Below are 26975 nucleotides of genomic sequence, written 5' to 3'. Positions count from 1 at the left end.
ATGAAAAATGACAAGTGCGCTAGCCTGTATGTAACTCTTGTTAGCAAAACAGGCTAGCGTGTTCTTTTTTTAAATCAGCTCTACCAGTTAGGTTAATTTACAAAGCCAATAAACAGATAGGTTGCAAGAATAACAGCAACCCAAAGCACCATGTTGCCAGACGGATAGTCGCTTGAGATAAAGCTACCACCTTCTTTGTATTGGCGGGCTAAAAATGCCTGACATTGACTTAGTTTGCCACGAACTGACTGACGTACATCAGCATCGACTCTCCAAATAACCGCAAACATACGTTGCAATATATTAGGGACTAAACGTCTATACACCCAATCGACATCAAGGTGAGTTGAGCGCAATTCTGGCGGATATTTACCTTTAAGATTTAACCACACAAAGGCCAGCGCCGAGAACAATAACAGCTGTGTTTGTGCGAGTACGTGGGTCGCATCATAAGGGTTATAACCCGTATCATATGGCAATAATGAGTAAAGCGCCGCTGGGTAAATACCAATCCCAATACACAGGCATGCAGCAATGAACATTGCCAATAGCATGTTGTTTGGCGGATCGTTTGCTCTAATGCCTGAATCATGGGCGAAGAAGGCAAAATAAGGAATTTTAATACCAGCATGATGGAACACACCTGCAGAGGCGAACAATAGCATTAACCAAACCCAATCATGGCCCGTTTCCATTGCAGCCGTCATCACCATCGATTTACTGACAAAGCCGCTAAACAGAGGGAATGCTGAAATAGAGGCCGCACCCACAATACACAGTATGGTGGTCTTAGGCATGGTTTTATAAAGACCACCAAGATCAGAGCCGTTTATTCGCCCTGTCATATGCAGCACTGCGCCCATGCTCATAAACAGTAAACCTTTGAATATCACATCATTAAAGGCATGTGATACCGCGCCATTTAATGCAAGCGAGGTGCCGATACCAATACCGACCACCATAAAGCCCACTTGGTTAATCAAGCTATAAGCCAGTACGCGACGTAGGTCGTTTTCAATGACGGCAAAGAAAATTGGGAAGCAGGTCATCGCAGCGCCAATATATACAAGTAGCTCTGTGCCAGGATAGGCTCGAGCCAGTGCATAAACGGCTACCTTAGTGGTAAACGCACTAAGCAGTACAGTGCCTGTTGGTGTCGCTTCTGGATAAGCATCGGTAAGCCAAGTATGAGCAAAAGGAAAAGCACACTTGATGCCAAAAGCGATAAAGATAAGCCAGCCCGCTATGCTGTCTAAGCCGATAAAGTCAAAGGCGATACTGCCAGTCTCACTGATATAAAACAGTGCGCCAGCCAGTAAAATGACGCCCGAGAGAACTTGCATAATGAGGTAACGCATCCCAGCGCTATAGGCAGCAGGGGTTCTACGAGCCCAAATCAAAAAGACTGAGGTAAAGGCTAATAACTCCCAAAACACAAATAGGGTTAGCAAGTCACCGGCGAACACCGCGCCGATGGCGCTACCCGCATAAAGCATGGCGGCAACTTGCTGCACTGTGTCTTTAACGTGCAATGAGTAAACTATGCCAATAAATGCGGCGATATGGAAAATATAGCCAAACATCAGGCTTAATTTATCCGCTCGATAGGGGATGAGTTCATAGTCTAAAAACGTTAATTGCAGGTGGATGCCTTCTGGCACTGTCCATAAATGCAATCCACTGATGATTGGAATCGCAATCATCAATGCGCCACGAAGCTTTCCTCGCGTCGTTGCAGCGATTAATCCGCCAATCAAAAAGAGTACAAACGGCGGTAACTCAAGCATCCACATTGCGATCACCTTCATTGTTATTGTTAGCTTCTTTGGCATGGCCATCGCTGACGTCGATAATTTCTATCTTGCTGTTATCAGGCGCTTCAACGGGGCCATAATAGTCTTCAGGTCGCATCAAAAAGGTACGCATCCAGCTGGCGATTAATACCAAAATGACACAGCCGACAAAGCCATAAATAGGATAGAAAATGGGGAGGTTTTCCCAGCTATGATAAACGTGGCGATGGATCACAAAATCAAGCACCACAAGCACACCGCAGCATGCGTATAGCAGATATAAAATAAGCTGAATGTTTTTGGGTTTATCGAAAAAATACTGCTTCTCATTGTCCATGGCTAACTCCAGATACAGTCAAGATAGCTTTCGCCAATTCATAAAAGGGCTGAGGATGGATAAACATAATCAAGCAGCCTAACGTAGTAATAGTTAATGCGATCAAAGAAGGTAAAGGCGCTTCTTTTATGCCGCGATGTTCAGGTGCCTCACCTTTACCAGGGAAAAATGCGTGATAAGGGATAGGCAGTAAATACGCAATATTGAGTAGAGAACTGAGCATTAAGGTTACCATCACGAACCAGTAACCTGTTTCGATGGTGCCCATTAGCAAGAACCATTTACTCCAGGTCCCTCCAGCTGGTGGCACACCAATAATACTCAAGCTAGCAATGAAAAAAGCGGCCATAGTGACAGGCATGGTAAAACCTAGCCCACGCATTTCACTGACTTTAGATTTATGACTGGCCACCAAAATGGCGCCAGCACAGAAGAACAAGGTGATTTTGCCAAAAGCGTGAGAGGCAATATGCATTGAGCTGCCGATCACTCCCGACTGTGTGGCAAGGAGTGCTCCTATGGTGATATAACCGAGTTGGCTCACCGTAGAGTAAGCTAGTCTGGCTTTTAAGTTGTCCTGCCTCATTGCTACGATTGAGGCTAACAATACTGAAATAGCCGCTAGATAAAGTAAAAATTCAGTGGTTGGCAATGTCGGTAGTAGGTCGAGACCAAAAATAAAGATACAAACTTTAAGTACAGTAAATACCCCAGCTTTTACCACAGCAACCGCATGGAGTAGTGCACTGACTGGGGTCGGAGCAACCATCGCTGCAGGTAACCAGCGATGAAACGGCATCATTGCAGCCTTACCAATTCCGAAAATAAACAACACTAAGATGGCGCCAGCAATTGTGGTATCTACATTGGCATCAAATACGCCGCCAGCGGTAAATTCAAGTGTGCCGCTGATTAACCAAGTTAATACAATAGCTAGCAAAAAGAAGGCGATAGAGGTACTGAGTAAGATCCCTAAATAAACACGACCACCTTGTTTAGCCTTATCTGTGCCAGCATGGGTCACTAACGGATAAGTTGATAGGGTTAACACTTCGTAGAAGATAAATAGAGTAAATAAGTTCGCAGAAAAAGCGAGCCCCATTACTGCGCTAATCGCCAAAGCAAAGCAGATATAAAAGCGGGTTTGGTTATCTTCATTATGACCACGCATATAACCAATGGCATAAATGGTGGTAATTAACCAAAGGAAGCTGGCAATCAGAGCGAATAGCATGCCAAGCGGCTCAATCACAAAGCTGACCTCTAAGCCAGGCATGAGCTCCCACCATGACACCTCAATGTTCGCACCAGCTTTAAGTGCTTGATAGAGGTTAACAACGCAGTAAAGCACCACAAGGCTGATACTGATGGTAACAGCCTCTCGAAGATTAGGTTTACTGCCTGTTGCTGCAATAGCAAGTGTTGCCAGCAGAGGTAATAATATAGTTAGCTGTAACATCAGCGCCAAAGATGGATTCATGGGTTTATTCCAAACAAGCTTTGAGAAGCCGCCTGTGCAACTTGCACACTCAGGCGAGTATCGATACCGAAATAGATATTAGCGATGACAAGAGCCCAAATAGGACCAAGGAAAGTCCAAGGAGCTTCTTTAACCGTTTCACGTCCAGGTAATGGCGGCTTAAAGTAGGCCATTTCAACAATGCGCCAGATATACACAATGGCCAATAACGAACCTAAGAGGATCAGGGCGGCAACTGGCCACATACCTGCTTCAACACTGGCGATGAGCAAATACCACTTACTGACAAAACCGACCGTCAATGGCACACCAATAAGGCTTAATCCACCGATGACAATTGCAGACATGGTTAATGGCATTTGTCGGCCTAGCCCCTGGAATTGGCTTAGTTGAACACTACCAATGCGGTACATGACGGCGCCTAATGCTAAAAATAATGCACTTTTCATCAACGCATGGTTAAACAGGTGCAGTAAGCTTGCCATGACACCCGTGCTGGTATTGATGGAGTAACCGATAATCATATAACCGACTTGAGCAACACTTGAGTAAGCTAAGATGTGTTTGACGTTTTGCTGATAAATCGCAGTGGTAGAAGCAACAAAAACACCTACGAGTCCAAGTACCATTAGAATGTCTTGTAAAGGCAAACTGGTAAATGAGAAGCTGATGCCAAATACGGTAAAGGTAAACCGAATTAATAAATACACTGCCACTTTGGTTGAGGTTGCTGCTAAAAAGGCGGTTACAATTGAAGGTGCATAGGCATATGCGTTTGGTAACCAAAGATGAAGCGGAAAAAGCGCCAGTTTTAAGCAGATGCCAACAATCAAGAAGGCAAAGGCGGCAAACACAGTACGGGTATGGCCAACATCAACTAAGCGAACAGCAAGGTCACTCATGTTTAATGTGCCAGTCATTTGGTACAACATACCAATGCCAATCAAGATAAACGTGGCACCAATCGTCCCCATAATCAGGTATTGAAATGCAGCCCACAGTGCGCGTCTGTCTTTACCTAAAGCAATTAACGCATAGGCAGAGAGTGAAGAAATTTCTAAAAAGACAAAGACATTAAAAGCATCGCCGGTTGCAACAATCCCGAACATACCTGTTAGTGATAATAGGTAGAGGCTATAAAACAGGGTGTGGCGATCTTCGCTCAATTCTTTTTGTATGCTGGTATTAGCGGCAAACAGGACGACAGTGCCAATGGTTGAGATAATGAGCAACAATAAGGCATTCAGCTTATCTATGCGGTATTCAATCCCCCAAGGGGCTTCCCAACCTCCGAGTTCATAGATGATGGTCCCTGATTTCATCACTTCTATCAGCAATAGTATGCTGTTGACACAAGTTGCAGCACAGACCAATAAGGCAAATATCCACACCAGTTTTGAACGGTTTAAAAACCAACATAGTGGGGCCGCCATTAGCGGCAGCACGACTTGTAAAATAGGCAGGTGAGCTAGCACTATGATTTTTCCTCGTTTAGCTGATCTTGTTTTTGGATCTCATCTTCTTCAATACAGCCATACGACTCTTTGATTCTGATGACCAGCGCAAGCCCAAGTGCTGTGGTTGCAATACCAACCACAATCGCGGTTAGGATCAGAACATGGGGCAAAGGATTAGAGTAATCACTGATCCCTTCAGCTAGGATGGGGGCACTGCCTCGTTCGACAACGCCGACACTGATATAAAAGATAAACACCGAGGTTTGGAAAATAGTGAGTCCGACTAACTTCTTCACTAAGTTACCGTGGGCGATGACGATATAAAAACCAATCATCATCAACAGGACTACAATCCAGTAGTTATAGAGTCCGAGAAACATCTTGCTCCCCTTTTTGCTTGTTATTGTTTTGCTGGGCTTGTCTGCGGGCATCAAAATTAAAAAAGATACTCAGCATGACCGATGCAACCGTGATACCGACTCCTAGTTCAATCAATAGAATCCCGATATGTTGACCATCGAGTGGATTTTCGGCTAACACGTTATAATCTAAGAAGTTTGCGCCATTAATCATTGAAACAACCCCAACGGAGGCGTAAAGCAATAGTCCAACAGCGGCAAGAAGTTGAATGAGGGCTGGATTAAATACCTTTTGAGCGGTTTCTAAGCCAAATAACATGGTGTATAGAATAATCGCAGCAGCAAAAATTACCCCTGCTTGGAAACCACCACCAGGGCCGAAATCACCATGGAACTGCACATAGAGTGCAAACAATAAGATGAAAGGAATGAGGGCTTTACTGACAATACGCACGACCATATGACGTTCGTGCATTTGCTCTTCAGTCGCTTCATCTGATTGAGGATTTTTACGACGACGTGGTAATCTGAGTAATGACAGCACACCAATACCAGCGGTAAAAATAACCGCAACTTCGCCTAACGTATCAAAGGCACGGTAACTGCCTAACACTGAGGTCACAATATTAGGAACGCCGACTTCTTCCATAGAGTCATGGATATAGCGAGGGGCCACATGCTGGTGAACTGGAGCATCAACGGCGCCAAAGTAAGGCATATCCATCGTGCCATATATCAACATGCCACCTGTAACCAGTACGACAAATAATGATAAAAGAGGCTTATGACGCCTTGGCGCTTCTTTTCGGCCTGTCATTGTAATGGCCGCTAACATGAGTAACCCCGATATTCCCGCACCAACAGATGCTTCGGTAAAGGCCACATCTACTGCATCGAGTACAACAAAGAAACAGGCAGATAATAAGCCATAAATACCGCTTAACATGACAACGGCTAATAGGTCAGTCATGCGCACGATTGCAATGGCAATCACCACTAAAAATACTAATAGTATGATATCAACTAAAGCTTCGATGACTTGTTCCCTCCTAGATTTGCACGCTTAGCTTCTTTTGGTATTAAGCCATTATGTAGTGCCGCTTTTGCTAATGCATGACTGGCAGATGGGTTAATGAACAGCGTACAAATTAAAATCAATATCAGTTTAATTAAGACCATACCATTGGGGCTTTGCAGCATAAGGCCAATGAGAATTAAGCCTGCGCCTAATGTGTCGGTAACACTTGCAGCATGCATGCGGGTGTAAAAGTCTGGGAAACGTATAATTCCTATCCCACCCGAAAAGCATAAAAAACTCCCTATTAGCAGGCATATACCGCTGCTGATTTCGAGTAACAAGCTCATTCTTTAGTCTCCTTGGTTGGATGAGATTTATAAGGAGCGACTTTAAATTCGGCAGAATCTGAGTAACGTAATACGCCGATAACACTGATAAAGTTAATGAGGGCGTAGACGAGGGCGATGTCGAGAAACTCTGGGCGACCCATTAAAAACCCTAAAACGGAAATCAACAAAATGGCTTTAGTGCCAAAAAAGTTGAACGCTAATATTCGATCGTAAAGGGTGGGACCAACGATACAGCGAATGATCGCAAGTAACATAACAACTAGAATGGCGATTGTGGCAGCGGCTAACATTAGTTTTCAAGCTCCCTTACCCGGCGATCCATCTCTCCGGTTTTAAGTGTGTCGATATCAGCATTATCTAAAGCATGAACGGTGAGTTGGTCATCAATTAAGTCTATCGCTACGGTTCCTGGGGTTAAGGTGATGGAGTTAGCGTAGATCACTTTATTAATATCTGAGCATTGCTGCGTGTCTATGGTGGTCAGTACGGGGGTAATACTTTTATTACCCATCCAAATATGTTTAACCACACTGATATTCGACAAAATGACCTGTTTAACTAGCCATAGTGCGTAACTGGGCATGTGGGCATTAAGACGAATAGGATGAGTTTCTTGATCGATTACATCCATTTTTTGCGCAATATAGAGCACCAGCATGATTGAACCAGCCCCTAAAGATAATAATAAAGGGTTGCTGTAATTGGAGTTAATCCACCAAAATAGCGCCAGTGTTAATATCAAGCTAAGCCGATGGCTTGGCACGACGCTGCGTTTAATTTCTTGTGTCATATTAATCAATACTTAGTGTGAGTTATTGCTAGCTAAAACTTAGCCTGCCGGTAAAAGTTATTTTTTAATTTCTGTTGCCGTTAATCTTGCTGCTCGCACGACGATTCGTTGGCGATTGCTTGATAAATCTGACTGTGCAGCCCTTGTAATGAATCTGTAGTCGGTGACAATTGCTCAATTGTTCTATCGACGATACGCCCAACTAACTGCTCTTTGGTTTCATTTGCAGGTATGCAAACCTCAGTTGGAAGTATTTTTGATGTCTGTTTACCGACTCGGGTGCGATAGGCTCTATCGGTGAATCCTCCCGATGTGTTCTTTAGTTCATACTGTTGACTGGTGTTGAATGAGCCAGCAAGAAAGCCTTGAATATAGTAGGAACATGCTTGAGTCGACATCTCAGATGCGGTTTTATTAACTGATAAACAAGATGAAAGAACGAGCTGCTCTTCATTTTTAGCGTTACTCGAAACTGCTGATAGTGAAAAAGTGAGTGTGAACGTTAATAGCGCTAAGAGTTGGATGATCCTCATATGAACCCCTTTTTTATAATTCTATTGATTGCACATTCATAAATTGAACGGTATCAGCGCAATACGCTTTAGGTACCTTTGGTTTACTTTATATGGTTATTCTTTGCTCGTTTTAAGGCGATATATGCCGACACTATTCAAGCAAACCATAAAAGTTTGTGATTAACATTGATTTAACACAAAGATTTTTTAAATTAACATCGAATTGTTTTTTATTTAACCCTGTTATTCGTTTATAACACAGTTTGTTTTAATTTAAATACTAAGTAAGTGTAAATAGACTGTTTTTTTATAATGTCGAATATTTTTCAAGTTGGTGAGTAAGCTCGATAAGCTGGGGGATTGGCGGTTATTGTTAATATTTGGATCTGCAAAAGCAGTTTGGCGGCTTTATTCACAGAGGCTTGTAGGTTCAAGCCTCTGTCTATTTATTGCTCAGTTATGTCATTAGCGCTCAGCTAGCTTAAATTTTTGGCGAATGAACCGTTAGTTTAATCCTGAAATGATGGCTGGAATACCTGGTAGTAAGCCAACTAATGCCATCACCCCTGTAAGAATGATAAACATAACGCTAGGGGCTATCCAGCGGTTCATTTTGGTGAGTTTAGCACTGCGATCTTTACAGCCTATTAAACCTAAATTATCCAATAACATTGTCAGTGACCAACCAAAAGCAGGGTTAACTAATACAGACGAAAACACCACAATCGCAGCTGATTGAGTGGTTTTTCCTTCTCGGGTCATTTCCATACCAGCCTCAAGAAGTGGGATAAATACCCCAACGACTAAGGCAACACACAATACGGGCTCCCAAATGGCTAAATCCATTGGATAACCCCAAAGTGCGGCAATAACACAGAACAAGGCTGTCAGTAGCGCACCTGCAGGAATGGGGCGTTTAGCAATTGCCGCAGGGACTATGTATGTGCCCCAAGATGAAGTGAAGTTGGCCCCCCCAAGCATTGAACCAAAGGTTTGACGAATTGAAGCGCTGGTCATCGTGTCATCTATATTCATATGCACTTTTTCAGTGCGCTGCGGGTAGTTAATCTTTTGAAATACTTGATGACCTAAAAAGTCTGGCGACCACATCGCGACAGCGAGCACAGCGAAGGGCAAAACCACGATAAAACTTTCAAGAGTCGGTAAGCCAAGCATCCAACCTGAGCTTTCTCCCCACCAGTACATTGGGCTCATGTTCGGTAGACCTGGCGCAGTTTGAAACTCAAATGGCGCGCCGAGGGCAAAGGCTAACGTACCACCGAGTAAGCAACTTAATGGCACGGCTAGCCAACGTTTTCGCCAGTGCTCTAGTAAGGCATATAAAATAATGGTGCAGAAAATCACGATAAATGCGATGTGTTCCATACCGATACTGTTGGCCCATGCATACAGCTTTTTTACTTGTGATGCAGTACCAACAAACCCCAGATACAGCAAGAGTCCGCCACAAACCCCTTTACTGGTGAGGTTGGCGAGCATACTCCCGCCTTTACTGATGGCAAGAATTAAGCCTAAGGCGCCAATGAGTAGTCCAAATGCCATTGGGTGGCCGCCTGCTGCAACCACAATTGGAATAATGGGAATAAGCGGTCCGTGGGTGCCAGCTAAGTTTGCTGTAGGCAATAAAAAACCTGAGAAAATGACAATGAAGAAAGCGGCAATAATGAGTTCGTAACGGACATTTTCCAGAATAAAGCTTTCTTCAAGGCCAAGTGAGGTTGCAAATGTGGTGGCAATGGCGCCGACCATGACCACTTTACCTATGGTTGCAGCCATTGCTGGAATGGTGTCTTCCAGTTCAAAGCGATAGTCTTTGCCTGGTAGATTAGGGCGCCAGCGCTTTGGATCCATAATCGTTAATTCATGCTCTAAATACTCATCTCGAGAGTTAAAGGCAGAACTGGGTTTATGTTGCTGTTGATATTGTTTGTTGGATGGATTCGTTTGCGATTGACTGGGGGGAGATTCACTTTTCTGTTCATGTATGGATTTTGAATTACTGCTCATATCATTCCTATTGCTAACTCACTAAAAGTGCTACTGCTTTAAATTAGAAGCACCTTATCTGAACCCTATAGCCATAGCGAGTAATAATCGGCGTTTTAACCTCAGACATTAGTCGTAGGTAAATATTTGTTTACATTAGTAAAATAGGTTTGGGTGAAGTCAGTGTCGCTAGCGTTGTGAGGTAAAAAAGCGATATATAGGGGAGTTTGATGCTTTGTTAGCAAGAAGCCTGTTAATAAAGGTGTTAGCTAGATGAAACTTAAAGGAGTCTCTATGGCGCATCAGCACCATAGAGAATGATAGTTTCTGTGTGATCACTTATTCAGCACAAATTGATCAATTTGATTTTGTGCTAACGCTTGATCCATGGTGCCTTTCAGTAATTTATACATCAAAATAGATGCATCAATTTCAGTCTTGCGATTGGTTAAACTTTCAATGTTTAACCCTAACGGGATATTTAGCTGAATCACCGCATCTAAAATTTGCAGTAGATTACTGTGGTTTATTTTAATCGACTCATATAAAGGATCGGCTGCAGATAGAATACGCTCACTGGTTTCTTCTGGTACTGAGACCCCTAACCAGTTGATAAATTCTAGGGTTTTGGCGCTGCCACAAGGTGAGAAAGTTAAGATAACTCGATTGGGTTTAATGTTGTTTAACTCACATTCTTGAGCATAGCTGGTTAGCATATCAATTGTCGCTTGGGCGTTATATACCGCTTGAGTAATGTAGTACTCGCAGCCTTGAGTCGACTTACCTAATAAACGAATGTGTTCATTCTTTTTGCTTAAGTGGCGCTCTGCAATGGCAACACCACCAAGATAGAAGTCCTGAGAGTGCGAAGCTAAGACCTTATAAGCATCATTAAGTGGTAATGAACTTTTTACCTGAGTAGAGGGGGAGCCCACCAAGACGAGATCTCTGACATTGTTTTGATACCAAGCGCGAGATAACCATTCATTAAACCCTCGCTCATCCAGCCCTGCAACACTCTTATAGGCTATAACAGGCTTACCTGACTTTTGGTTGATTAATTGTGCATAGGTGCCAGAGTCATGGGTGGCTTTGAATGGAAAAGGTCTAGGGGTGTCAGTACGACTGGTTTCATCTTGAATGTCATAAATGATCAAACCGTCAAAACTTATCTCATCAAGGCGAGCGAGTAACTTATCAGCAATAATGCTGACCGACTCAAAATCAGTATCGATTTTCGGTGGGGTAGTACCAATAAAGTATATTCCACGGTGATGATCTGACGATCGCTGTTTTAATGATTTTCTCATGTTTAGCCGTCTAGATGGATGTTATCTACATTGTGTCTTAAATCAGGGCGGTTGTTAAGGCTCAATAAGATAATTTTTAGATATAACTAAGGTCATCGTCATTTAGCGGCTAAATGATAAAAGCCTAATCGTTTTGTGTTGCCAAACACTGACTGATATTACTGTCGACTCTAATAGTAATTCAGTGTGTTGAATGGCGGCAGTTGGAATACACAGCAACATAATAATAGCGAATAGGATAAGGTTAATGTAACTTTTGGTGCATATAGAGTCCTTATTTGTTTTGGTTGCATAAATACTGTGTTAGCTATTTTATTAATTACTAAATTTTGGTTTTAAATCTTTCAACCATATAGCTGTAGGTGCTTGTATAAATTTTCACTGTAAAAGCATTAGAAAATATAATGATAAAATTAGAAATTATATCTGTATTTTTAGCGGGGATGAGCGCAATATTTGCTTCCTTTTTTATTTGTTAGTGCGTGTTATGTTAGAAGTTAAAGTGATCAGTGCCTTATGGCTAGTTGGTATCCTAGCTGAAGCGATGACAGGCGCGTTGGCCGCAGGTAAAAAACAAATGGATTTGTTTGGTGTCGTTATCATTGGCTGTGTTACTGCCATTGGTGGTGGCACATTACGAGACATGTTACTGGGAAATTATCCCATTATATGGATTGAAAACGTGCACTACTTGTTAGCCATCGCTACCGCATCTTTACTGACGGTGATGATAGCACCGTTAATGCGTTACCTTTCGCGCCTATTCTTGGCAATTGATGCTGTCGGGCTAGCGGTATTTTCTATTGTGGGTGCACAAAAAACCTTGATGCTTGGTTATGGTCCTGAAATTGCGATCGTTATGGGGGTTGTGACGGGGGTTTTTGGTGGCGTCATTCGAGATATTTTATGTAATCAGGTGCCGCTTATCTTTAAAAAAGAGCTCTATGCACTTGTTGCTCTCGCAACTGCTGCCTTGTATGTGGTGATGAAATTCAGCGGTGTTGTTGAATGGATAAGCTTATCAATTGCTGTGATGTTTGGCTTTAGTTTCAGAATGCTGGCGATTCGATATGAGTGGTCAATGCCCAAGTTTGATTACCAGACTCCTTCAGATAGCCTTCATTAACAAGAGCCGTTATTTACAAGAGCTGTCATTGACAAGAGCCGTTATTAACAAGAGTTGTCATTGACAAGAGCCGTAATTGACAAGAGGTGTCATTAACAAGAGCTGCCATCTATAAGGGCCGTCATTTGCACGAACTGTCATTTACAAGGCCTATTATTTACAAGAGCTGTCATTTATAAGATTTGCCATCAACGAGAACAGTCATTCGTCATCAGTGGGGTGTATTTCACCCCATTCTGGTTTTTCTATTTCTTTTCAAACTACATCTCTGTTTGTGATTAAGCCAACGTTGTCTTGGTTGAGTGCTAATCAAATACGGTTATTTGTAGGGTTCGCTCCTTCATATAAGATTCGCACTAATCCTTATTATCGATGACGATAGCATTAATCACTGGCGTTAGTGCTGAATTGAGCAAAGACAAAACCTACTGAGATATCAAACCTATGCCACATGCTTTTTCAAATCGTCGCCGTATCTTAAATTTAACCGCGGATAAAAAAGCCTTAAGATCTCAGTTTCGCTGGGAAACGATCAATGCTATTGCCTATAAATTAGGTGGCATTTTATTTGTTATTGGCAGTTTCTTCTTTTTTCCTAGCCGAGCTGAATACGCTTATATTGGTGGGTGGATTTTTCTAGCTGCATCGTTAACTTATTTAGTGGTTAATATTCACGATATGGCTGAGATCCGGCGTTATTGGAAAAGTCATACATCCCACCAAGTAGACGAGGTTGTTGAGTATTTTGCAGGGGCGACATACCTGTTTGGCACCTTATGTTTTGTATTTGGTCGGTTAGCGAGTTTTCCTCAAGTGGATTGGCCGTTAATCAGCACCTGGTTGTTTATTATTGGCAGCACGTTATTTGTTGTTGGCGCAGCGGCTAACGTATTTTTGATCGTCAAAGCAGACTCAGTGCAGTTACTTCAGTTGATGAACCTTACTTCGATTTGCTTCATCGTTGGTTCAGTTCTTTATGGCTTGGCTTCCGTGCCATATTTATGGGCTTTTGAGTCACCAAATGATCACTTACTTATTCTTAACTTTCTTGCTTGGCAGTACATGATTGGCAGCTTGTTATTCTTATTGGGTGGTGTATTTAACTACTGGCGAGCATATTTGTTGGTAGAAGGTGAAATAGCGAAAAAGCAGCTATAGTCATCATTGATATTTGGCTGATTTGCTTGTTAATTACTCGCTATTCATGACGGGTTTGATTAGAATTTATACATAATCTGTATAAGGAATAATACGATGAAAGTAAGCGATATCATGACCCCTAATCCTATTTGTATTAGTAATGAGGCCAGCCTGAAAGACGCTCACCAATTAATGCAAAGCCGTAATGTGCGTCATCTTCCTGTTATTTCTGAATCCGATGGCAAATTTGTTGGCATGTTGACCCATAAAAAAATGATTGCAACTGTGCTAAGTGTGCTCAATAAGTACGGCCAAGGAGCGTTAGATAGAAAAGAGCGCTATACCCCTATCGCCGATATTATGGATACCCAAGTCGATAAATTAGGATTAGATGAGCCGCTTCCTGTTGTCGTGCAATATTTTATCGACAATAAACTAGGTTGTTTACCTGTTTTAGACAGAGATAACAGAGTGTTAGGGATTGTCACATCATCTGATTTTATTAAACTCTGTCAGCGTTTATTAGTCACTCAGCAGTTATCATGAGCGTTGAAAACCTTTGCTAAACGCTGCTTAATCAACTTATGTGAACACATTAATTTTCAAGGATGGAACAACAATGAAACGTTATCAAATCATAGGGCTGGTTGGCTTGTTCTGCATAATGTCTGCTTGCAGTGACAATAAACAAAGTCAGGTTGAATCAAGCCAGCAAAAACTTGCCAATCCTGCCGCTGTATTTTGTGCAGAGCGGGGTAAGTATGATATTTCTTCTGGGCAATGTATGCTTGAAGACAATACCCAAGTGGATGCTTGGGATTTTTATAGAAAATATCATGCAGATCAATCTGTAGGGCTAGAAAATCCTGCTGCGGCCTATTGCATATCATCCCAAGGAGAATACGATATCAACACTAGCGAATGTAAGTTCGCTGATGGCCGTATTGTTAACGCTTGGGATTACTTTAAGCAGCAAAGCAGTAAATAAATAGCCGATGACAGATTAATCATGGTGAGTATAAAGCCTATTTATATTCGCCAACTTTACTTGCTTATTGACTCGCCATGTTTTACATCATTTTTTGTTGATTTCTAAGCGCTTTATTTTGGCTGGTCATCTCCCTTCCTATATTGCTTTGTTTACCCTCTATAACGTTATTTATTTCAACTTCTTAAGTTAATTTTGACGAGTATTTGTCGCCTCGTTATTAACACAGCTTTAGCCGCCTACACCTAGCCGGTTGTATTCATACTTTTGATGTATATTCACCATTGCTTATATTGACATGCCTTATAGTCATATGTACTAATAGGTCATCGAGTAATGAAGCAGGTCTATTTTGTTGTCTTAATTAAGTAAATAAATTCATTGGCGATAATCATCAATTTTTAGGTGGGCAAGGTAATGTAATTTTGCTTTTTAACAGACGAGATTATTACAATCTAGGTTGGCGTCATAGGTAAACCCTGTTTTCTGTTTGTAGAACACGGTGTCGTTATTAAGCATTGATTTATGAGGATAAATAACCTCATGCGGTACTTGAGATAACACCACCTTTTAATATATTTAGATATATAAATGGGGAAACTATGAACTCATATACAAATAGAAATACATATACATATATAAGGGCATTGTGGGTTGCCGCAGCCTTTTGTGTCACCTCTGGGAGTATACAGGCCGCTGAAACGTTTCAAACTTCCGAAGCCAGATTTCCAAATACTGAGCAAGGGTACTTCACCAGCCACTATGAATTGAACAACGATCCAAATACTTATCTTTACACCACTAGCTATACCGCAAGTTATATAAAAATGTCTGGAAACTCGCAAAACGTGGTGTCAGGTCGAGGTTGGCAAACAGGGCATCAATGGCGAAAAGTCAACTTTAGTATTGAAAATTACTATCCTGATAACAGCAGCCAAAAGTCAGTTTTTGCATTGTATGGTTGGACTAAAAGCAATAACACCAATTACGACGGTATGGCCGAATACTACATTATTGATAAGCACAATGGTTGGTATCCCGAGCATCAGAATGATGATGGCAAAGACAATGGTGCACGTTGGTTAGGAACTAAAAATGTAGATGGTGCTAAGTACGACTACTATGTTTCAACACGCACCGATAAGCCTCACGCCTATGGGCCTGGGCTAACAACATTTAAACAATACTGGGCAATTCGTGACTATTACAATCAGCGTGATAACGGTGAGATTAATGTCGGTCAGCATTTTCAAATGTGGATAAACCCGCAAGAATATAAGCATGAAAAATACCCGTATATTGGCAATTGGGGTTATCAAATTTTTGCGATTGAGCTGATTGGTGGCGGAGGTTCTGTCAATTTAAATGCTTGGTCAAATAACTAGGCCCTTTACATTAACAGGTTTGATAGCACTCGTTAGGTTAATCTGAATCCTTTTTGTGTGGTGAGTGATACTCAGCATAATAAGCAATTGATAGGTAGATAAATCAAGCGTTGTGCAACAAAAAAGCCAAACAATGTGTTTGGCTTTTTTATTTTGCTTACTGTTAAATGGTGGCGAAGTTAGGTTAATTTAAATCGTCCCACAAGTCCGTCTAAATCATTTGCCATTGATTTTAGCTCATTGCTTGAGCTTTCAATGCTGGCTGAAGCTTGGGCGCTGCTTTGGCTGCTGTCACCAATGTTGACCACATGCTGATTAATTTCGTTAATCACCACAGATTGCTCTTCAGTCGCAGTGGCTATTTGGGTATTGAGATCTGAGATATGCTGAACATTACCTGCAATCTCTTCCAGCGCCTGATGCGTTCGCATTGACGCTTTAACGCCTAATTTTGCATGCTCACGGCCTTCGTGGACTGATGCTACGGCAGCTTTGGCGCCGTTTTGTAGCTCAGAAATCATAGCGTGAATTTCATCAGTTGATTCACTGGTGCGCTGGGCTAAGTTCCTCACTTCATCTGCAACAACGGCAAAACCACGGCCTTGTTCACCAGCGCGAGCAGCTTCAATAGCGGCGTTTAATGCTAGCAAGTTGGTTTGTTCTGAAATCCCACGAATCACATCTAACACGCTCGATATTGAGTCACTTTTTTCTGCTAAAGTGACAATATTTTCTGAGACGTTTTCCATATTAGACGCCATATCTGTGATGGTCGTGTTTGACTCTTCAACCACGGTTTGCGCCCGTTGCGCTTTTATGGTCGCATCATTAGTGGCTTGAGCTGCAATGGAGGCACTGTTTGCTATTTCTGCAATTGTGCTGCCCATTTCGTTAATGGCTACAGAAACTTGATGCGCTCCATCACTTTGGATATCCGCAGATTTTTTAGAATGTTGGGCATCGCTATAGACATGTTGAGAAGCGTCATTCACCTTGTTTGAGGTTGCAGCTAGCTCTTGAACTACAGAGTGCAATTTACTAATAAAGGCATTAAACCCTTGAGCTAAACGGCGCATTTCTTCATTGCCATTTTCGTTAATACGCTGAGTTAAATCACCTTCACCCTCGCCGAGCTCTTTAAAGGTATCAGCTAATTGATTTAGTGGACGCACTAAGCTGTTGCCAAGGTAAATACTGATCGCAATAAAGAGGACGGCAATGATAAAGAACGTAATTAAGATATTATTACGTGAAGTATCTAAGCCAGCGTATAGCTCCTCTTGAGGGACTTCAGCGATGACATACCAGCCTAAACTTGAGATATAACTTGAAGCAATGAGTTGCTCATCAGCCATTGCAAAAGCATAGTTGTTTTGGTTTAACAATTGACGACTGTTAATGCTCGGATAAATATCAGCTAATGTTTTACCCGATTTATAATCGATACTGCGGTGAACTTTAATGACACCGTCACCATCAACGAGGTAAACAAAACCCGTTTGTTCGATTTGAAAACTGTTGAGGTAATCAACCATTTCATCAAAAGATTTAGACACACCGCTTAGGCCTTGGCCATTTTCTTGCTGGTAATTGATGAAAATATCAGTTTGGCCAACACTGTCATGGTAAATACTCGTCGACTCGTTTTTGCCGCTTTCAGTGAAGCGAAAAAACCACTTATCATGGCCGGGATCTAGTACGCGTAAAAAGCCATTTTGATTCCAATATTTGTGACTGTTTTTATCGACAAATGAGGCATTACTAAAGCCGTTATCGCTGGCTGTTTTCGCTAAGTAATCGATTAAGTACTGCTCACCTTCAACACTTTCACCTTGGTCTATCCAAAGTTGGATCATGCTGTTATTTGCGATAGTCCGAGTGACGACTTTCATCTGGTTAATTTCGCCATCGATAGCATTACGAATACGCTGGACTAGGTTAGGCATATCCGACTGTTCTAATCGCTCTGATAATAAGGTTTTAGCGCTATTTTGGCCCACATAAGCAACGACGCTGGTGGATACAATGACAGCAAATAACATCGCAGTTATTAACTTATTCCGAATGGATAATGTAGATAAAAAGCTCATTAACATAACTCCTACACACCGATTAACTGGGTGTGTTGATACATCTAGGCTGCCTTTGGCTAACCTAATCAAGGGTGCTGACTATAACGGCATTTATACTAAAAACATGAGGAAGTTTCACAATTAAATATAATAATCTAACAATGCGCGGTGTTTTTGTGCGCCAATTGGTTAGACTTTGTTCAGTTGGTGGCCGTGATACGATTTTTTAACGGTTACTTTTTGTTGAATAAAAAGCCGTTTTGTACGTTTCGTGACAATCATTTTATTGGCAAAAATAATAATTTGATTAAGTGTAAGATGATTTAAACAAAGTCCGTTGAGCAGGGGCTGTTGAATATAGTTCGTTGAAAATAGCCCGTTGAACATAGTCAGTTGAGCAGAGTCAGTTGAACAGAATAAAGCAGAAGGCGTTGGGCGAAGAAAGTCATCAAAGCCTTACGATAGTCAGATGTATATGTAAGGCTTTTAAAAAGTATCTATAGTCAAAATGTAAACCGCTAATTAATCGTTAATTAGCGGTATCAGATATGACTAATGGTGAGCGTGTTCAGTTTTTTCGGCGCTTATTGGCATTAGTTTCATGCCGCATTTAGGGCAGCTATCACCTTCAACACCTGTAATACTGGCATTCATTGGGCAAGCATGAGTATGTTGCTTGGTCTTATGATCTTTGTGTGCATGTTTTGCTGAACAGCATTTGCAGTTAGCTTTATCAGCACACTTTTTACAGTTATCACAGTTGGTTTTACCATCACAGCCTTTGCAGTTTTCACACTTTTTACAGTTTTCGCATTTGGCTTTACCGTCACAACCTTTGCAGTTTTCGCATTTCTTGCAGTTTTCGCATTTGGCTTTACCGTCACAGCCTTTGCAGTTTTCGCATTGCTTACAGTTTTCGCATTTGGCTTTACCGTCACAACCTTTGCAGTTTTCACACTTTTTACAGTTTTCGCATTTGGCTTTACCGTCACAACCTTTGCAGTTTTCACACTTTTTACAGTTTTCACATTTGGCTTTGCCATCACAGCCTTTGCAGTTTTCACATTGTTTACAGTTTTCGCATTTGGCTTTGCCATCACAACCTTTGCAGTGGCCTTTATTAGGGCAGTGATCACCGTCGGTTTTATGGGCTTGTTCTAAGTTCATTCCGCATTTAGGACAAGTATCTCCAGCGTTACCTGTGACTTCGGGATGCATAGGGCAAACATGTGATTGATGCTGCTCGCTAACGTGATGTGCGGCTGTGGCTACTTGCACAGTAGAGCTAATTAAAAAGAGGCTCAGTACGATATAGATAATATTTTTCATTGCTTAATTCCATGAAATAGTCGGACGATAATCAGCGTCGTTTCGTCCGTAAATTGTCGTTTTTGTAGATATAAAAGTGTTATTAGTCGTTGTTACTAAAACGGTTATATAGCGTTAACTGATAGGCGGCTTAAATGCTTGCGACGCATCGATTGATTGAAAGTAAGGCAGGGTAGTGGCGATGACATGTCCCAGATTTTGATTGAAATGCCAAGGCGTTTGAATGGATAAGGTATCTGCTAGGCTGATATATGAGCAGTTTTCACAATTGAATTGACAAGTATTATTGCTTTGGCAACTAACTGTTTGTTGGTTTTTTTCATGTTCATGCTGACAGTTTGAACAAGCTTGGCATGATGTGTCGCTTGCCTCTTGATGATGGCTAGACGTTATTACTGACGTTGAAATTGATGTTTGAGTTGATGGGGTATTGCCCTTAGGTGTCATTGTTGTTGGATTAGCAAATACCAGCTGACTGAAGAGCGTCAGTAAAGTAACAAGGTATATCAACGGATGACGTAAAAGGGTATGCATATCAATTCCATAAAAAAAGATGTTTGGAGCTTATCACCATTTTTTTACGTGGAATCTGACCCAATTCACAGTTACAAACACAGTGACAGTGAAGGTATAAACATCGATTCAATTTGTTACCTTGATCACTCTTATTGCAAAAAATCATCGCAAAAATCGACACAAAAAAAGCCGTAGCAACACGCTACGGCTATAAATGCCTAATGCCTTTGTATGGGGATTGGTATCAGGCTGGGCGACGATTATTCTTCGGCTGTAATTAGCTCGAACTCATTACTCGCCTTAGCCCCATGAATCAAAATGGCCACTTTATATTGCTCGACAGCGCCGGCTGCAGCTTTACTATCAAGGTCTAAGTCAGTGGCATTAAAGGTATATTGCCCAGCAATATCTGTTTCGGTTAATACCCCATTACATGCATCTTCAGTACTCGTATCGCAGCTATAACTTTGACTCACATGCCAACGCTTCCATGCTTTAGCATTGTTAGACCCAGAAATAGGATAACCAAAATACATAATCTGATAATTAGAGGCATCGGTTATTGCTTTGTCTGCATCATTTGTCAAAGTAAAAGTGAGTGTGCCAGAGTCGGTGTCGAATGTTTCTAATGTTAACGTTACCGCTTCTGCTTCATCAATGGCTACAGATTCACTGACGGGTGGATCAACAGGATCAGTTACCGGTGGTTCAACTACCGGCGGATCGACAGGTTCAGTTGTATTGTCATCATCACTACAACCTATGAGTAGCAGTGAGCTCGTTAATAAGGCGCTCAAAAGTTTGCGTTTCATGATGGGCTCCTTAATTGAAATGTCCGGTATGACAAGTTTCACACTCTAAATCGCCTTTAACACTCGCTGCTGAGCCCATAGTGTCACTTGTGCCGTGGCAAGATTGACAACTGGCTGTTGCTTCTGATGCCATAGATTCTGGTAATACGCCAATATCTTCTCCAGCGTATGCACGATTGAGCAAATCGACGATGTAGTAGGCCATGCTCGCTGATAGACGTTTACAACGTTCGCCTTTTTCAACAAAAGGTTTGCCGCCATTGATTGCTGACCAGTTACTGATTGATGAGTGACATAATGGACTGTTGGCGATAGAAGTAAGGCCGACTAATAGGCTTTTTTCCGCAGTTGATCCAATACCAGCAACAAACTCATCAGAAGAAAGTGGAAGATCTTCTCTTTCGTAATATCTAAATGATGCGCTGATGACCGCTGAATTTTGATCGTTAATATCATCAAGGATATTAATCAGCATCCCTGCGGCATTTAAGTTGCCGCAAATGGTGCCTTGACCGACAATACCTGCCCAGCCGTAACCAGCTAATGCTGTAGGGATTGAGGCAAAGTTAGCCGCATCTGCACTTGATGACTCTGCAAGTTTAGTAATAATGGCGTGAAAAACTTGATGCATACAGCCCCCACCTGTTTCGTAGGCGAGTTTTGCTGTGGCCATCGCATCTAATGGTACATACTTTAATTTATCACCGAGTTCTAAACGGAAATTTCCATCGGCATCAGTGGCTGCAAATGCTGAAGTACCCACTAAAGTAGCACCTGCTGCGACACTACTGATTCCAATAATTTGGGTTAAGGCTTGACGTCTAGTTATGCTCATAATAATCACCCTATTTGCTGTTTTCTTATTGATTAAGTTCAAGCTTGTCATGCTTGTTTTGTTGTTAATTGTTCATCTCTTCGAGTCAGTGGCTTACTGGCTTTTATCATCTTGGTAGGCGTTGCTCGATAGAGTTAATGTAAGCAATGTGCAGATAAATTTTGTGATGATTAGCCAATTAATGTGGAGGTAAGAAAAACGGCTTTTGGGAGCGTTAACTCCGTTACTCACTGATGATTTTTTGAGGCAACGTGCTAATTTTCGTGAGGGGGATCACGCTATTAATGAGATTAATCAAGATTAACGGCACTATTAACGGTTAATTGGTTTTATTTACATTATGAATTTAAGTGACTTGCCTCTCACTTTGTTGTGCAAAGGTAAATAAAAGCCCTTTAGCTTGTTACAAAAAAGCCACTAAATTAATCAGGATCACAGAAAAATTTATACTTTCTTTTTACACTGTATTTATAGAAGTGTGGTTGGGAAAAGATGAATGCATTTAGGGCATTGCCGGTTTAATAAAGCTAAGGGTGAGCTAACTAACCAACAGACAGGAGATGTGTGGCATCTTCCTCGAGCTGAACGACAAGTGTTGAGCTTATTGATTGATTATCAAGGGCAAGTTGTGGCTAAACCTTTGCTGAAAAAAGGGGACGAACAAGCGCCACCATTAAGCGATGCGTCAGTCACTCATGCGATTTTCACGCTTAGAGCATTTTTAGGCCCGCAATATGAAACGCTAATAGAGACAGTCAAAGGGCAAGGGTATCTATTAAAACCTCACCGAAGTCGCAAACATCAATCTCAGCGCTTACCCACTAATGTGATCATCTTGGCGACATGCATTGGCATCTTTGTCATCGTCTCCATAATGACAACGATCATATTATGGGGACAGTTTTCGCAAACAGCGACATCGCCAGCGCAGCCGTTTAGTGAATCTACGGTGACATTGGCCTCAGGCAAAACTGTTGATGTGATTTTGTACTCATCATCGAAAACAAATAATGCCTTACTAAAAGAGCAGGGCGCCCAATTAGAGCAAAGTTTAGCTGAGTGTAAGCAGTCTTCATTGCAAAGTGTTTATTTGTCACTGTCACACGATGAGCAAGTACTTAATATTACATTACGTGGTGAGCTTATTGGTCAATCTGTTATTCGTAACCTCAAAATAAGTGACCTGAGACAACCCAAAAAGTTTGTCAGCCAACAATGGCTAAAAGGGGTTGAGATTTGTGATTAACGTAATTGCCATGACTGACATTTATCGATTTATGGCTTGGCTTCAAGAGCAGGAGGGACACCAATGAGTTTTTCATGGCGTTGGTTATTAGGCTTGGTGGCAATATTACTCTTCACAACGGGGATCGCTGGCGGGTATCAATTGAACACAACTAGCCCAAGTTTTATGTTGAGTTGCAGTTCTGAGTTATACAATCGCAATAATGAAACACAAGACAGCAATCATTATCTTTTGGTGGATTTATTATCAAAAGATGGTCAAGTACAAGTGCATTATCGCTATTTTAATATCGATGGCACCACTGCGGGCACTGTCTCTATGCAAGGCCAAGTAAATCATATAGATAATCAAAATCGGATTTATGATATTTCGGTGAATACTAAGCAAGAAAGCCCACTGGCTGAAGATCAGCAGCCGCCAGAGCATTATCGTTATCTTTCCTACGTCAGTAACTTAAATTTAAGCCGAGACGGTATGCATAATCTGAGCTTACAAGTTCTTGAACAAGATGATGCCAAAGACTTTGCTGTAGTCTTGTTTCAGCCAAGTAATACCGTCTGTGGTTGCCGCTTAGTCAATTAGCCTACAATACTGCACTGTCGTTGCGATTTCCTAGTGGGTTAGTCATTACTTATCTGTAAACGCCGGCTTGGCAATAATTGTGTTGTCGAATAGCAGAATAATACTTGAATATGGCGTTGTTAATGTCTCATTAACCGCAAATTGCGATACACCAAAAGATATATTCATTGAGCAAAGAGTTGGTATTGCCTACAATAGCACTAGATCTTATTACTACAGAGCATGACCATGAACGATACAACTTCACAACCCGCTTTACCTGATCGCTTATCTGTTAATCCACGCAGCCCACATCATGTTGAGGCGATTTTTCAATTTGATATTGGCATTAAGGTTAATGGCAAAGAACGTTTTGATGTTGAAGAATACTGTATCAGCGAAGGTTGGGTTAAAGTTCCAGCTGGTAAAGCATTAGACCGTCGTGGCCAACCTTTACTTATGACTGTTAAAGGTACCGTGGAAGCGTTCTACCGTTAAACACCTTGGTATAACTTGCTTAAAAAAGGCTTAGTGATAATCACTAAGCCTTTTTTGGTTTACTAGGGTGTGTCTATATTGAGTGTCACTTAATTGAGTGTCACTTAGTAATGAGCACGTAGCTTGCGTAAACAAACTTTGCCGACTGTAGCTCACATTTAAAAACAACATGACTTTTATTCATGTTGGATAGCTGTAAAATCCGCGCCTTGTTTAATCACTTATCTAATTCATCATGATCGACTTGGCTTTACTCCCTGTTTATTTAACCACTGTGGTCGCTTTATTGTTGATCCCTGGGCCTGACATGCTGCTGATTGCCAGTTCAAGTCTGAGTTATGGCCGAAAAGTTGGCGTATATGCAAGCTTTGGTAATGCGACTTCAGGGTTAATTTTAACCTTACTTGCGGCAATGGGGGTATCAGCATTAGTGGCGATGAACCCAATAGCGTTAGAAGTATTAAGAGTTCTGGGCGGCGCTTACTTATTAAAGATGGGGTGGGACTGTATGCGCAGCAGTGCAGCGGATGCACCTGAAATTGAGCAGCAAAATAACTTAGCCAAGTTACTTTATCGCCGTGCGGTTTTTAGTAATCTACTTAATCCAAAAGCGCTGATCTTCTTTGTGCTGTTTTTACCTCAGTTTGTGTCTACTCAGCTTACAGCCAGCTCTGGCGAACAAATGCTAGCACTGGGATTATTGCTTAATGTGATGGGGCTGTTGTTCAATTTATTGCTGGTGGCACTCGTTGGCAGCTTAGGTAAGCCATTACTTAAAAATGAAAAGTTTCGCACTTACCAAAACAAGTTTATGGGGTTAATATTTTTCGCGTTAGCGATTTGGCTGTTGGCTTCACAAGTGCAAAGCCTTAGCTAAACGAGTTGGCTTTTCAATTAGTCGCTCCCAAGTTAACTAGAGACTGAGTTAAATAGAGCTCAAGTTAAGTCAGTTGAGTGAATTCAAGTAAAGCGGTTATTGCTGATAAGGCATCATAGAGGTTCAATAATAAAGCGAAATAAGGACTATCTTATTTCGCTTTATTATTGGGAAAGTCAGCAGCCAAGGTGATTTTACGCCGCTACCTTGTTGTTAGAAATGTATTTCATTAGGTAATCAGCATCCTTGTATACACCGCCAAGGGTGGCAGACCCTCGGGTGTAAAGCCAAGGTAGGCCGATGAAATATAAGCCCTCAACATCATTGCTGACGCCGCGATAATTACTGGGGTAATTCATTTCATCAAATGAGATACCATCAATCCAAAAGAAATTAGGTTTAAAACCCGTAGCCCAGATAATGTTTTTAATTGTGCTGATGCTGCCTTTTTGAAACGTTATTGTCTCTTTTTCTGCTGATAAGGTTCGCCCCATGTGGATGACATTCTCTTTAGCGAGTAGGGACTTAACATCTGTACCAATAACGGGCTGAACCCCTTTACTTAACCATTGGCCAATTTTACTGTAGCGATTGACCGATAAAAATCCGATTTTAGTAAACCACCACCATAAGGTTTTACCCAAAAAAGTTTGCGGTATTGCCTTAATTTGATCGGTACCTGAAAAATATGCCGTTCGGCCGGTATCTGCAATTTCCGATAAAATTTGCACACCAGAATCACCCGCACCAACAACTAAACAATCACCGTCTTGAAGCTGTGAAGGGTTTTTATAATTCTCGCTATGCAGTTGAGTTACCCCTTCAGCGATATCGACATGACATGGTGGCGTATAGGGCGTGTGAAAAGGCCCCGTGGCAATAATTACTTGTTTAGCTTTATATTTTGTAGTGGCACTGGTGATTTCAAAAATCCCATTTACTTTAGTGACGGCAGTGATTTTTTGATTAAACTCGATAGGGATAGTGTAGTGTTCTACATAGCTTTTCAAGTAGTCAGCGACTTCATATTTATTGGGGTAATAGCCCTTAGGGAAGGGGAATTTCATGCCGGGCAAATGGTTATATTCAGTGGGGGTAAACAGGGTTAACGAATCCCAACGTTTTAACCAAGGGGCACCAATACAATCATTAGCATCGAGAATCAGATAATCTTTATTTTGTTGGCTTAAATTGTAAGCCATAGATAGCCCAGATTGGCCAGCGCCAATGATGATAAATTCTTTCATGAAATCCAATCTACTGCGTTTTGATATTATTATGGGCGACATTCTAACAGAACCAGCCTGCGGTAATTGATTATTGGCTAAATCAATTGCCTCAGGCTGTGTAAACCTGTGCAGAAAGCCGGTGTTATCGGCATAAAAAAACACGGTATAAACCGTGTTTTTTTAATTGATATTGGCGTTATTTAAAAGCTGCAATTTCTTTTTTAACGGCATCAACAACGGCAAGTGGCGTGCTGATGTATTTTGAGTGGTCAATGAAAATCGCGTTGTCACCAACTGTCATCACTAACGCAGGAAAGTTTGCTGTGCCTAACATCTGCTGAATTTCTGCAATCGCTTCTAGTACACATTCAGCATCGACACTTAGCTCATCTCTAAATATTTTGTTTGATGGAGACAGCTTATATTCGGCGACAATGTCCATAAAATCATGTTTGGTATCCAGTGGATTACCTTCAATAAAATGGGCTCTTTGCAATGCATTAAGTACAGGTAATTGCTTGTCGGCTTGTTTGCTTTGCAGCCAGCCCATTAAGTTTGCTGTTTTGACAGAGTTTTTGGGACTATTCACATAACGAATGTGCTCACGACCAAATTTAAGGCCACTGGCTCTGGCTGCCGCTTCCATTTGCTCTTCGCCTGCACTGTCTTTGCCCATGTAATGTGCTGTGTGCAGCAGGTGTACCTTCATTTTTGGGTAGGCATCTTGTAAGGCATTCACTATCGGAGTGGTAGCATAGCTCCAAGGGCAGTGTGAGTCGTAGATAAAATAAAGCTCGGTGGTCATGAGTTACTTCTTAAATGAATGTTGATAGCAAGATCCTAAATAGTTTGAAGTCATTATTCAATCCTTGTCGTGTGTTACTTCGAACTTATCGACGTTAACCCTGCCTTAACCCACACTTCATTATGCTTATCCCAATATTA

General features: G+C 41.6%; 28 protein-coding genes. 9 read left to right on the top strand and 19 right to left on the bottom strand.

The features are described 5' to 3' along the window. Window positions 1–92: 92 nt before the first annotated feature. The 12 genes from AN944_RS00225 to AN944_RS00170 form a co-directional block, all read right to left on the bottom strand. Window positions 93–1793: a Na(+)/H(+) antiporter subunit D gene (locus tag AN944_RS00225; protein ID WP_055022572.1), complete on the bottom strand. Its 1701-nt coding sequence runs from the start codon at window positions 1791–1793 to the stop codon at window positions 93–95. Next, window positions 1780–2130 (bottom strand): hypothetical protein, encoded by a 351-nt coding sequence (locus AN944_RS00220; RefSeq protein ID WP_055022571.1) that lies wholly within the window; start codon window positions 2128–2130, stop codon window positions 1780–1782. The genes AN944_RS00225 and AN944_RS00220 overlap by 14 nt, the downstream gene beginning before the upstream one ends. Continuing rightward, a complete protein-coding gene (locus AN944_RS00215; protein ID WP_055022570.1) occupies window positions 2120–3610 on the bottom strand; it encodes a monovalent cation/H+ antiporter subunit D family protein in 1491 nt (496 codons plus the stop codon). The genes AN944_RS00220 and AN944_RS00215 overlap by 11 nt, the downstream gene beginning before the upstream one ends. Further along, complete coding sequence (locus tag AN944_RS00210) at window positions 3607–5085, bottom strand: monovalent cation/H+ antiporter subunit D family protein (protein ID WP_055022569.1); 1479 nt, start codon at window positions 5083–5085, stop codon at window positions 3607–3609. The genes AN944_RS00215 and AN944_RS00210 overlap by 4 nt, the downstream gene beginning before the upstream one ends. Next, the gene (locus AN944_RS00205) at window positions 5085–5447 is read right to left on the bottom strand and encodes a cation:proton antiporter subunit C (RefSeq protein ID WP_055022568.1); all 363 of its coding nucleotides are present in this window, start codon (window positions 5445–5447) and stop codon (window positions 5085–5087) included. The genes AN944_RS00210 and AN944_RS00205 overlap by 1 nt, the downstream gene beginning before the upstream one ends. After that, window positions 5428–6420 (bottom strand): Na(+)/H(+) antiporter subunit B, encoded by a 993-nt coding sequence (locus AN944_RS00200; RefSeq protein ID WP_268788254.1) that lies wholly within the window; start codon window positions 6418–6420, stop codon window positions 5428–5430. Before AN944_RS00200 ends, AN944_RS00205 begins: the two co-directional genes overlap by 20 nt. 29 nt (window positions 6421–6449) lie before the next feature. Then, window positions 6450–6791 (bottom strand): monovalent cation/H(+) antiporter subunit G, encoded by a 342-nt coding sequence (gene mnhG / locus AN944_RS00195; protein ID WP_055022567.1) that lies wholly within the window; start codon window positions 6789–6791, stop codon window positions 6450–6452. Further along, entirely contained in the window at window positions 6788–7084 is a 297-nt protein-coding gene (locus AN944_RS00190; protein ID WP_055022566.1) for a monovalent cation/H+ antiporter complex subunit F, read from the bottom strand. The genes mnhG and AN944_RS00190 overlap by 4 nt, the downstream gene beginning before the upstream one ends. Next, the gene (locus tag AN944_RS00185) at window positions 7084–7584 is read right to left on the bottom strand and encodes a Na+/H+ antiporter subunit E (RefSeq protein ID WP_055022565.1); all 501 of its coding nucleotides are present in this window, start codon (window positions 7582–7584) and stop codon (window positions 7084–7086) included. The genes AN944_RS00190 and AN944_RS00185 overlap by 1 nt, the downstream gene beginning before the upstream one ends. A gap of 80 nt (window positions 7585–7664) precedes the next feature. Continuing rightward, window positions 7665–8117, bottom strand: coding sequence for a hypothetical protein (locus AN944_RS00180; RefSeq protein ID WP_055022564.1), 453 nt, complete (start codon window positions 8115–8117; stop codon window positions 7665–7667). Window positions 8118–8603: 486 nt separating this feature from the next. Continuing rightward, window positions 8604–10127 carry a DUF3360 family protein gene (locus tag AN944_RS00175; RefSeq protein WP_055022563.1) on the bottom strand — a complete coding sequence of 508 codons (1524 nt, stop codon included), beginning with the start codon at window positions 10125–10127 and terminating at the stop codon, window positions 8604–8606. Window positions 10128–10441: 314 nt separating this feature from the next. Then, window positions 10442–11416, bottom strand: coding sequence for a methylenetetrahydrofolate reductase (locus tag AN944_RS00170; protein ID WP_055022562.1), 975 nt, complete (start codon window positions 11414–11416; stop codon window positions 10442–10444). A 487-nt stretch (window positions 11417–11903) separates the two neighbouring features. Between AN944_RS00170 and AN944_RS00165 the strand changes: the two genes are divergently transcribed. The 5 genes from AN944_RS00165 to AN944_RS00145 all read left to right on the top strand — a co-directional run bounded on the left by AN944_RS00165 (window position 11904) and on the right by AN944_RS00145 (window position 16055). Then, on the top strand, window positions 11904–12542 hold the full coding sequence (locus AN944_RS00165) for a trimeric intracellular cation channel family protein (RefSeq protein ID WP_055022561.1): 639 nt from the start codon (window positions 11904–11906) through the stop codon (window positions 12540–12542). A gap of 444 nt (window positions 12543–12986) precedes the next feature. Further along, the gene (locus AN944_RS00160; RefSeq protein WP_055022560.1) at window positions 12987–13700 is read left to right on the top strand and encodes a YrhK family protein; all 714 of its coding nucleotides are present in this window, start codon (window positions 12987–12989) and stop codon (window positions 13698–13700) included. A gap of 96 nt (window positions 13701–13796) precedes the next feature. Further along, a complete protein-coding gene (locus AN944_RS00155; RefSeq protein WP_055022559.1) occupies window positions 13797–14228 on the top strand; it encodes an HPP family protein in 432 nt (143 codons plus the stop codon). Between the two features lie 73 nt (window positions 14229–14301). Next, complete coding sequence (locus tag AN944_RS00150; protein ID WP_055022558.1) at window positions 14302–14670, top strand: DUF333 domain-containing protein; 369 nt, start codon at window positions 14302–14304, stop codon at window positions 14668–14670. Window positions 14671–15272: 602 nt separating this feature from the next. Beyond that, a complete protein-coding gene (locus AN944_RS00145; RefSeq protein WP_082419813.1) occupies window positions 15273–16055 on the top strand; it encodes a glycoside hydrolase family 11 protein in 783 nt (260 codons plus the stop codon). Between the two features lie 179 nt (window positions 16056–16234). On the opposite strand, the gene AN944_RS00140 is transcribed toward AN944_RS00145, so the two are convergent. From AN944_RS00140 to AN944_RS00115, 5 genes are all read right to left on the bottom strand, one after another. Then, window positions 16235–18145, bottom strand: coding sequence for a methyl-accepting chemotaxis protein (locus AN944_RS00140; protein WP_055022556.1), 1911 nt, complete (start codon window positions 18143–18145; stop codon window positions 16235–16237). 534 nt (window positions 18146–18679) lie between these two features. Continuing rightward, entirely contained in the window at window positions 18680–19456 is a 777-nt protein-coding gene (locus tag AN944_RS21805; RefSeq protein WP_235530815.1) for a heavy metal-binding domain-containing protein, read from the bottom strand. Window positions 19457–19570: 114 nt separating this feature from the next. Beyond that, the gene (locus AN944_RS00130) at window positions 19571–19990 is read right to left on the bottom strand and encodes a hypothetical protein (RefSeq protein WP_055022554.1); all 420 of its coding nucleotides are present in this window, start codon (window positions 19988–19990) and stop codon (window positions 19571–19573) included. Between the two features lie 242 nt (window positions 19991–20232). Beyond that, window positions 20233–20784 (bottom strand): hypothetical protein, encoded by a 552-nt coding sequence (locus AN944_RS00120; protein ID WP_055022552.1) that lies wholly within the window; start codon window positions 20782–20784, stop codon window positions 20233–20235. Window positions 20785–20794: 10 nt separating this feature from the next. Continuing rightward, window positions 20795–21619, bottom strand: coding sequence for a cytochrome c3 family protein (locus tag AN944_RS00115; protein WP_055022551.1), 825 nt, complete (start codon window positions 21617–21619; stop codon window positions 20795–20797). Between the two features lie 496 nt (window positions 21620–22115). Here AN944_RS00115 and AN944_RS00110 point away from each other — a divergent pair, with 496 nt between their 5' ends. The 4 genes from AN944_RS00110 (at window position 22116) to AN944_RS00095 (ending at window position 24801) form a co-directional block, all read left to right on the top strand. After that, window positions 22116–22865 carry a helix-turn-helix domain-containing protein gene (locus AN944_RS00110; RefSeq protein WP_055022550.1) on the top strand — a complete coding sequence of 250 codons (750 nt, stop codon included), beginning with the start codon at window positions 22116–22118 and terminating at the stop codon, window positions 22863–22865. 63 nt (window positions 22866–22928) lie between these two features. Next, window positions 22929–23447 carry a hypothetical protein gene (locus AN944_RS00105; RefSeq protein ID WP_055022549.1) on the top strand — a complete coding sequence of 173 codons (519 nt, stop codon included), beginning with the start codon at window positions 22929–22931 and terminating at the stop codon, window positions 23445–23447. Between the two features lie 228 nt (window positions 23448–23675). Continuing rightward, window positions 23676–23924 carry a DUF3297 family protein gene (locus tag AN944_RS00100; protein ID WP_055022548.1) on the top strand — a complete coding sequence of 83 codons (249 nt, stop codon included), beginning with the start codon at window positions 23676–23678 and terminating at the stop codon, window positions 23922–23924. A gap of 235 nt (window positions 23925–24159) precedes the next feature. Beyond that, window positions 24160–24801 (top strand): LysE family translocator, encoded by a 642-nt coding sequence (locus tag AN944_RS00095; protein WP_197495551.1) that lies wholly within the window; start codon window positions 24160–24162, stop codon window positions 24799–24801. A 194-nt stretch (window positions 24802–24995) separates the two neighbouring features. Here the strand turns inward: AN944_RS00095 and AN944_RS00090 are convergent, their stop codons facing one another. Together AN944_RS00090 and AN944_RS00085 are read right to left on the bottom strand one after the other, a co-directional pair. After that, window positions 24996–26048 carry an NAD(P)/FAD-dependent oxidoreductase gene (locus AN944_RS00090; protein WP_055022546.1) on the bottom strand — a complete coding sequence of 351 codons (1053 nt, stop codon included), beginning with the start codon at window positions 26046–26048 and terminating at the stop codon, window positions 24996–24998. Between the two features lie 178 nt (window positions 26049–26226). Then, window positions 26227–26835 (bottom strand): hypothetical protein, encoded by a 609-nt coding sequence (locus tag AN944_RS00085; RefSeq protein ID WP_055022545.1) that lies wholly within the window; start codon window positions 26833–26835, stop codon window positions 26227–26229. Window positions 26836–26975: the final 140 nt, after the last annotated feature.

Origin of the sequence: Shewanella sp. P1-14-1, from assembly GCF_001401775.1 — a bacterium.
GTDB classification, from domain to species: domain Bacteria; phylum Pseudomonadota; class Gammaproteobacteria; order Enterobacterales; family Shewanellaceae; genus Shewanella; species Shewanella japonica.
This window is presented reverse-complemented; position numbering and strand designations above follow the sequence as displayed.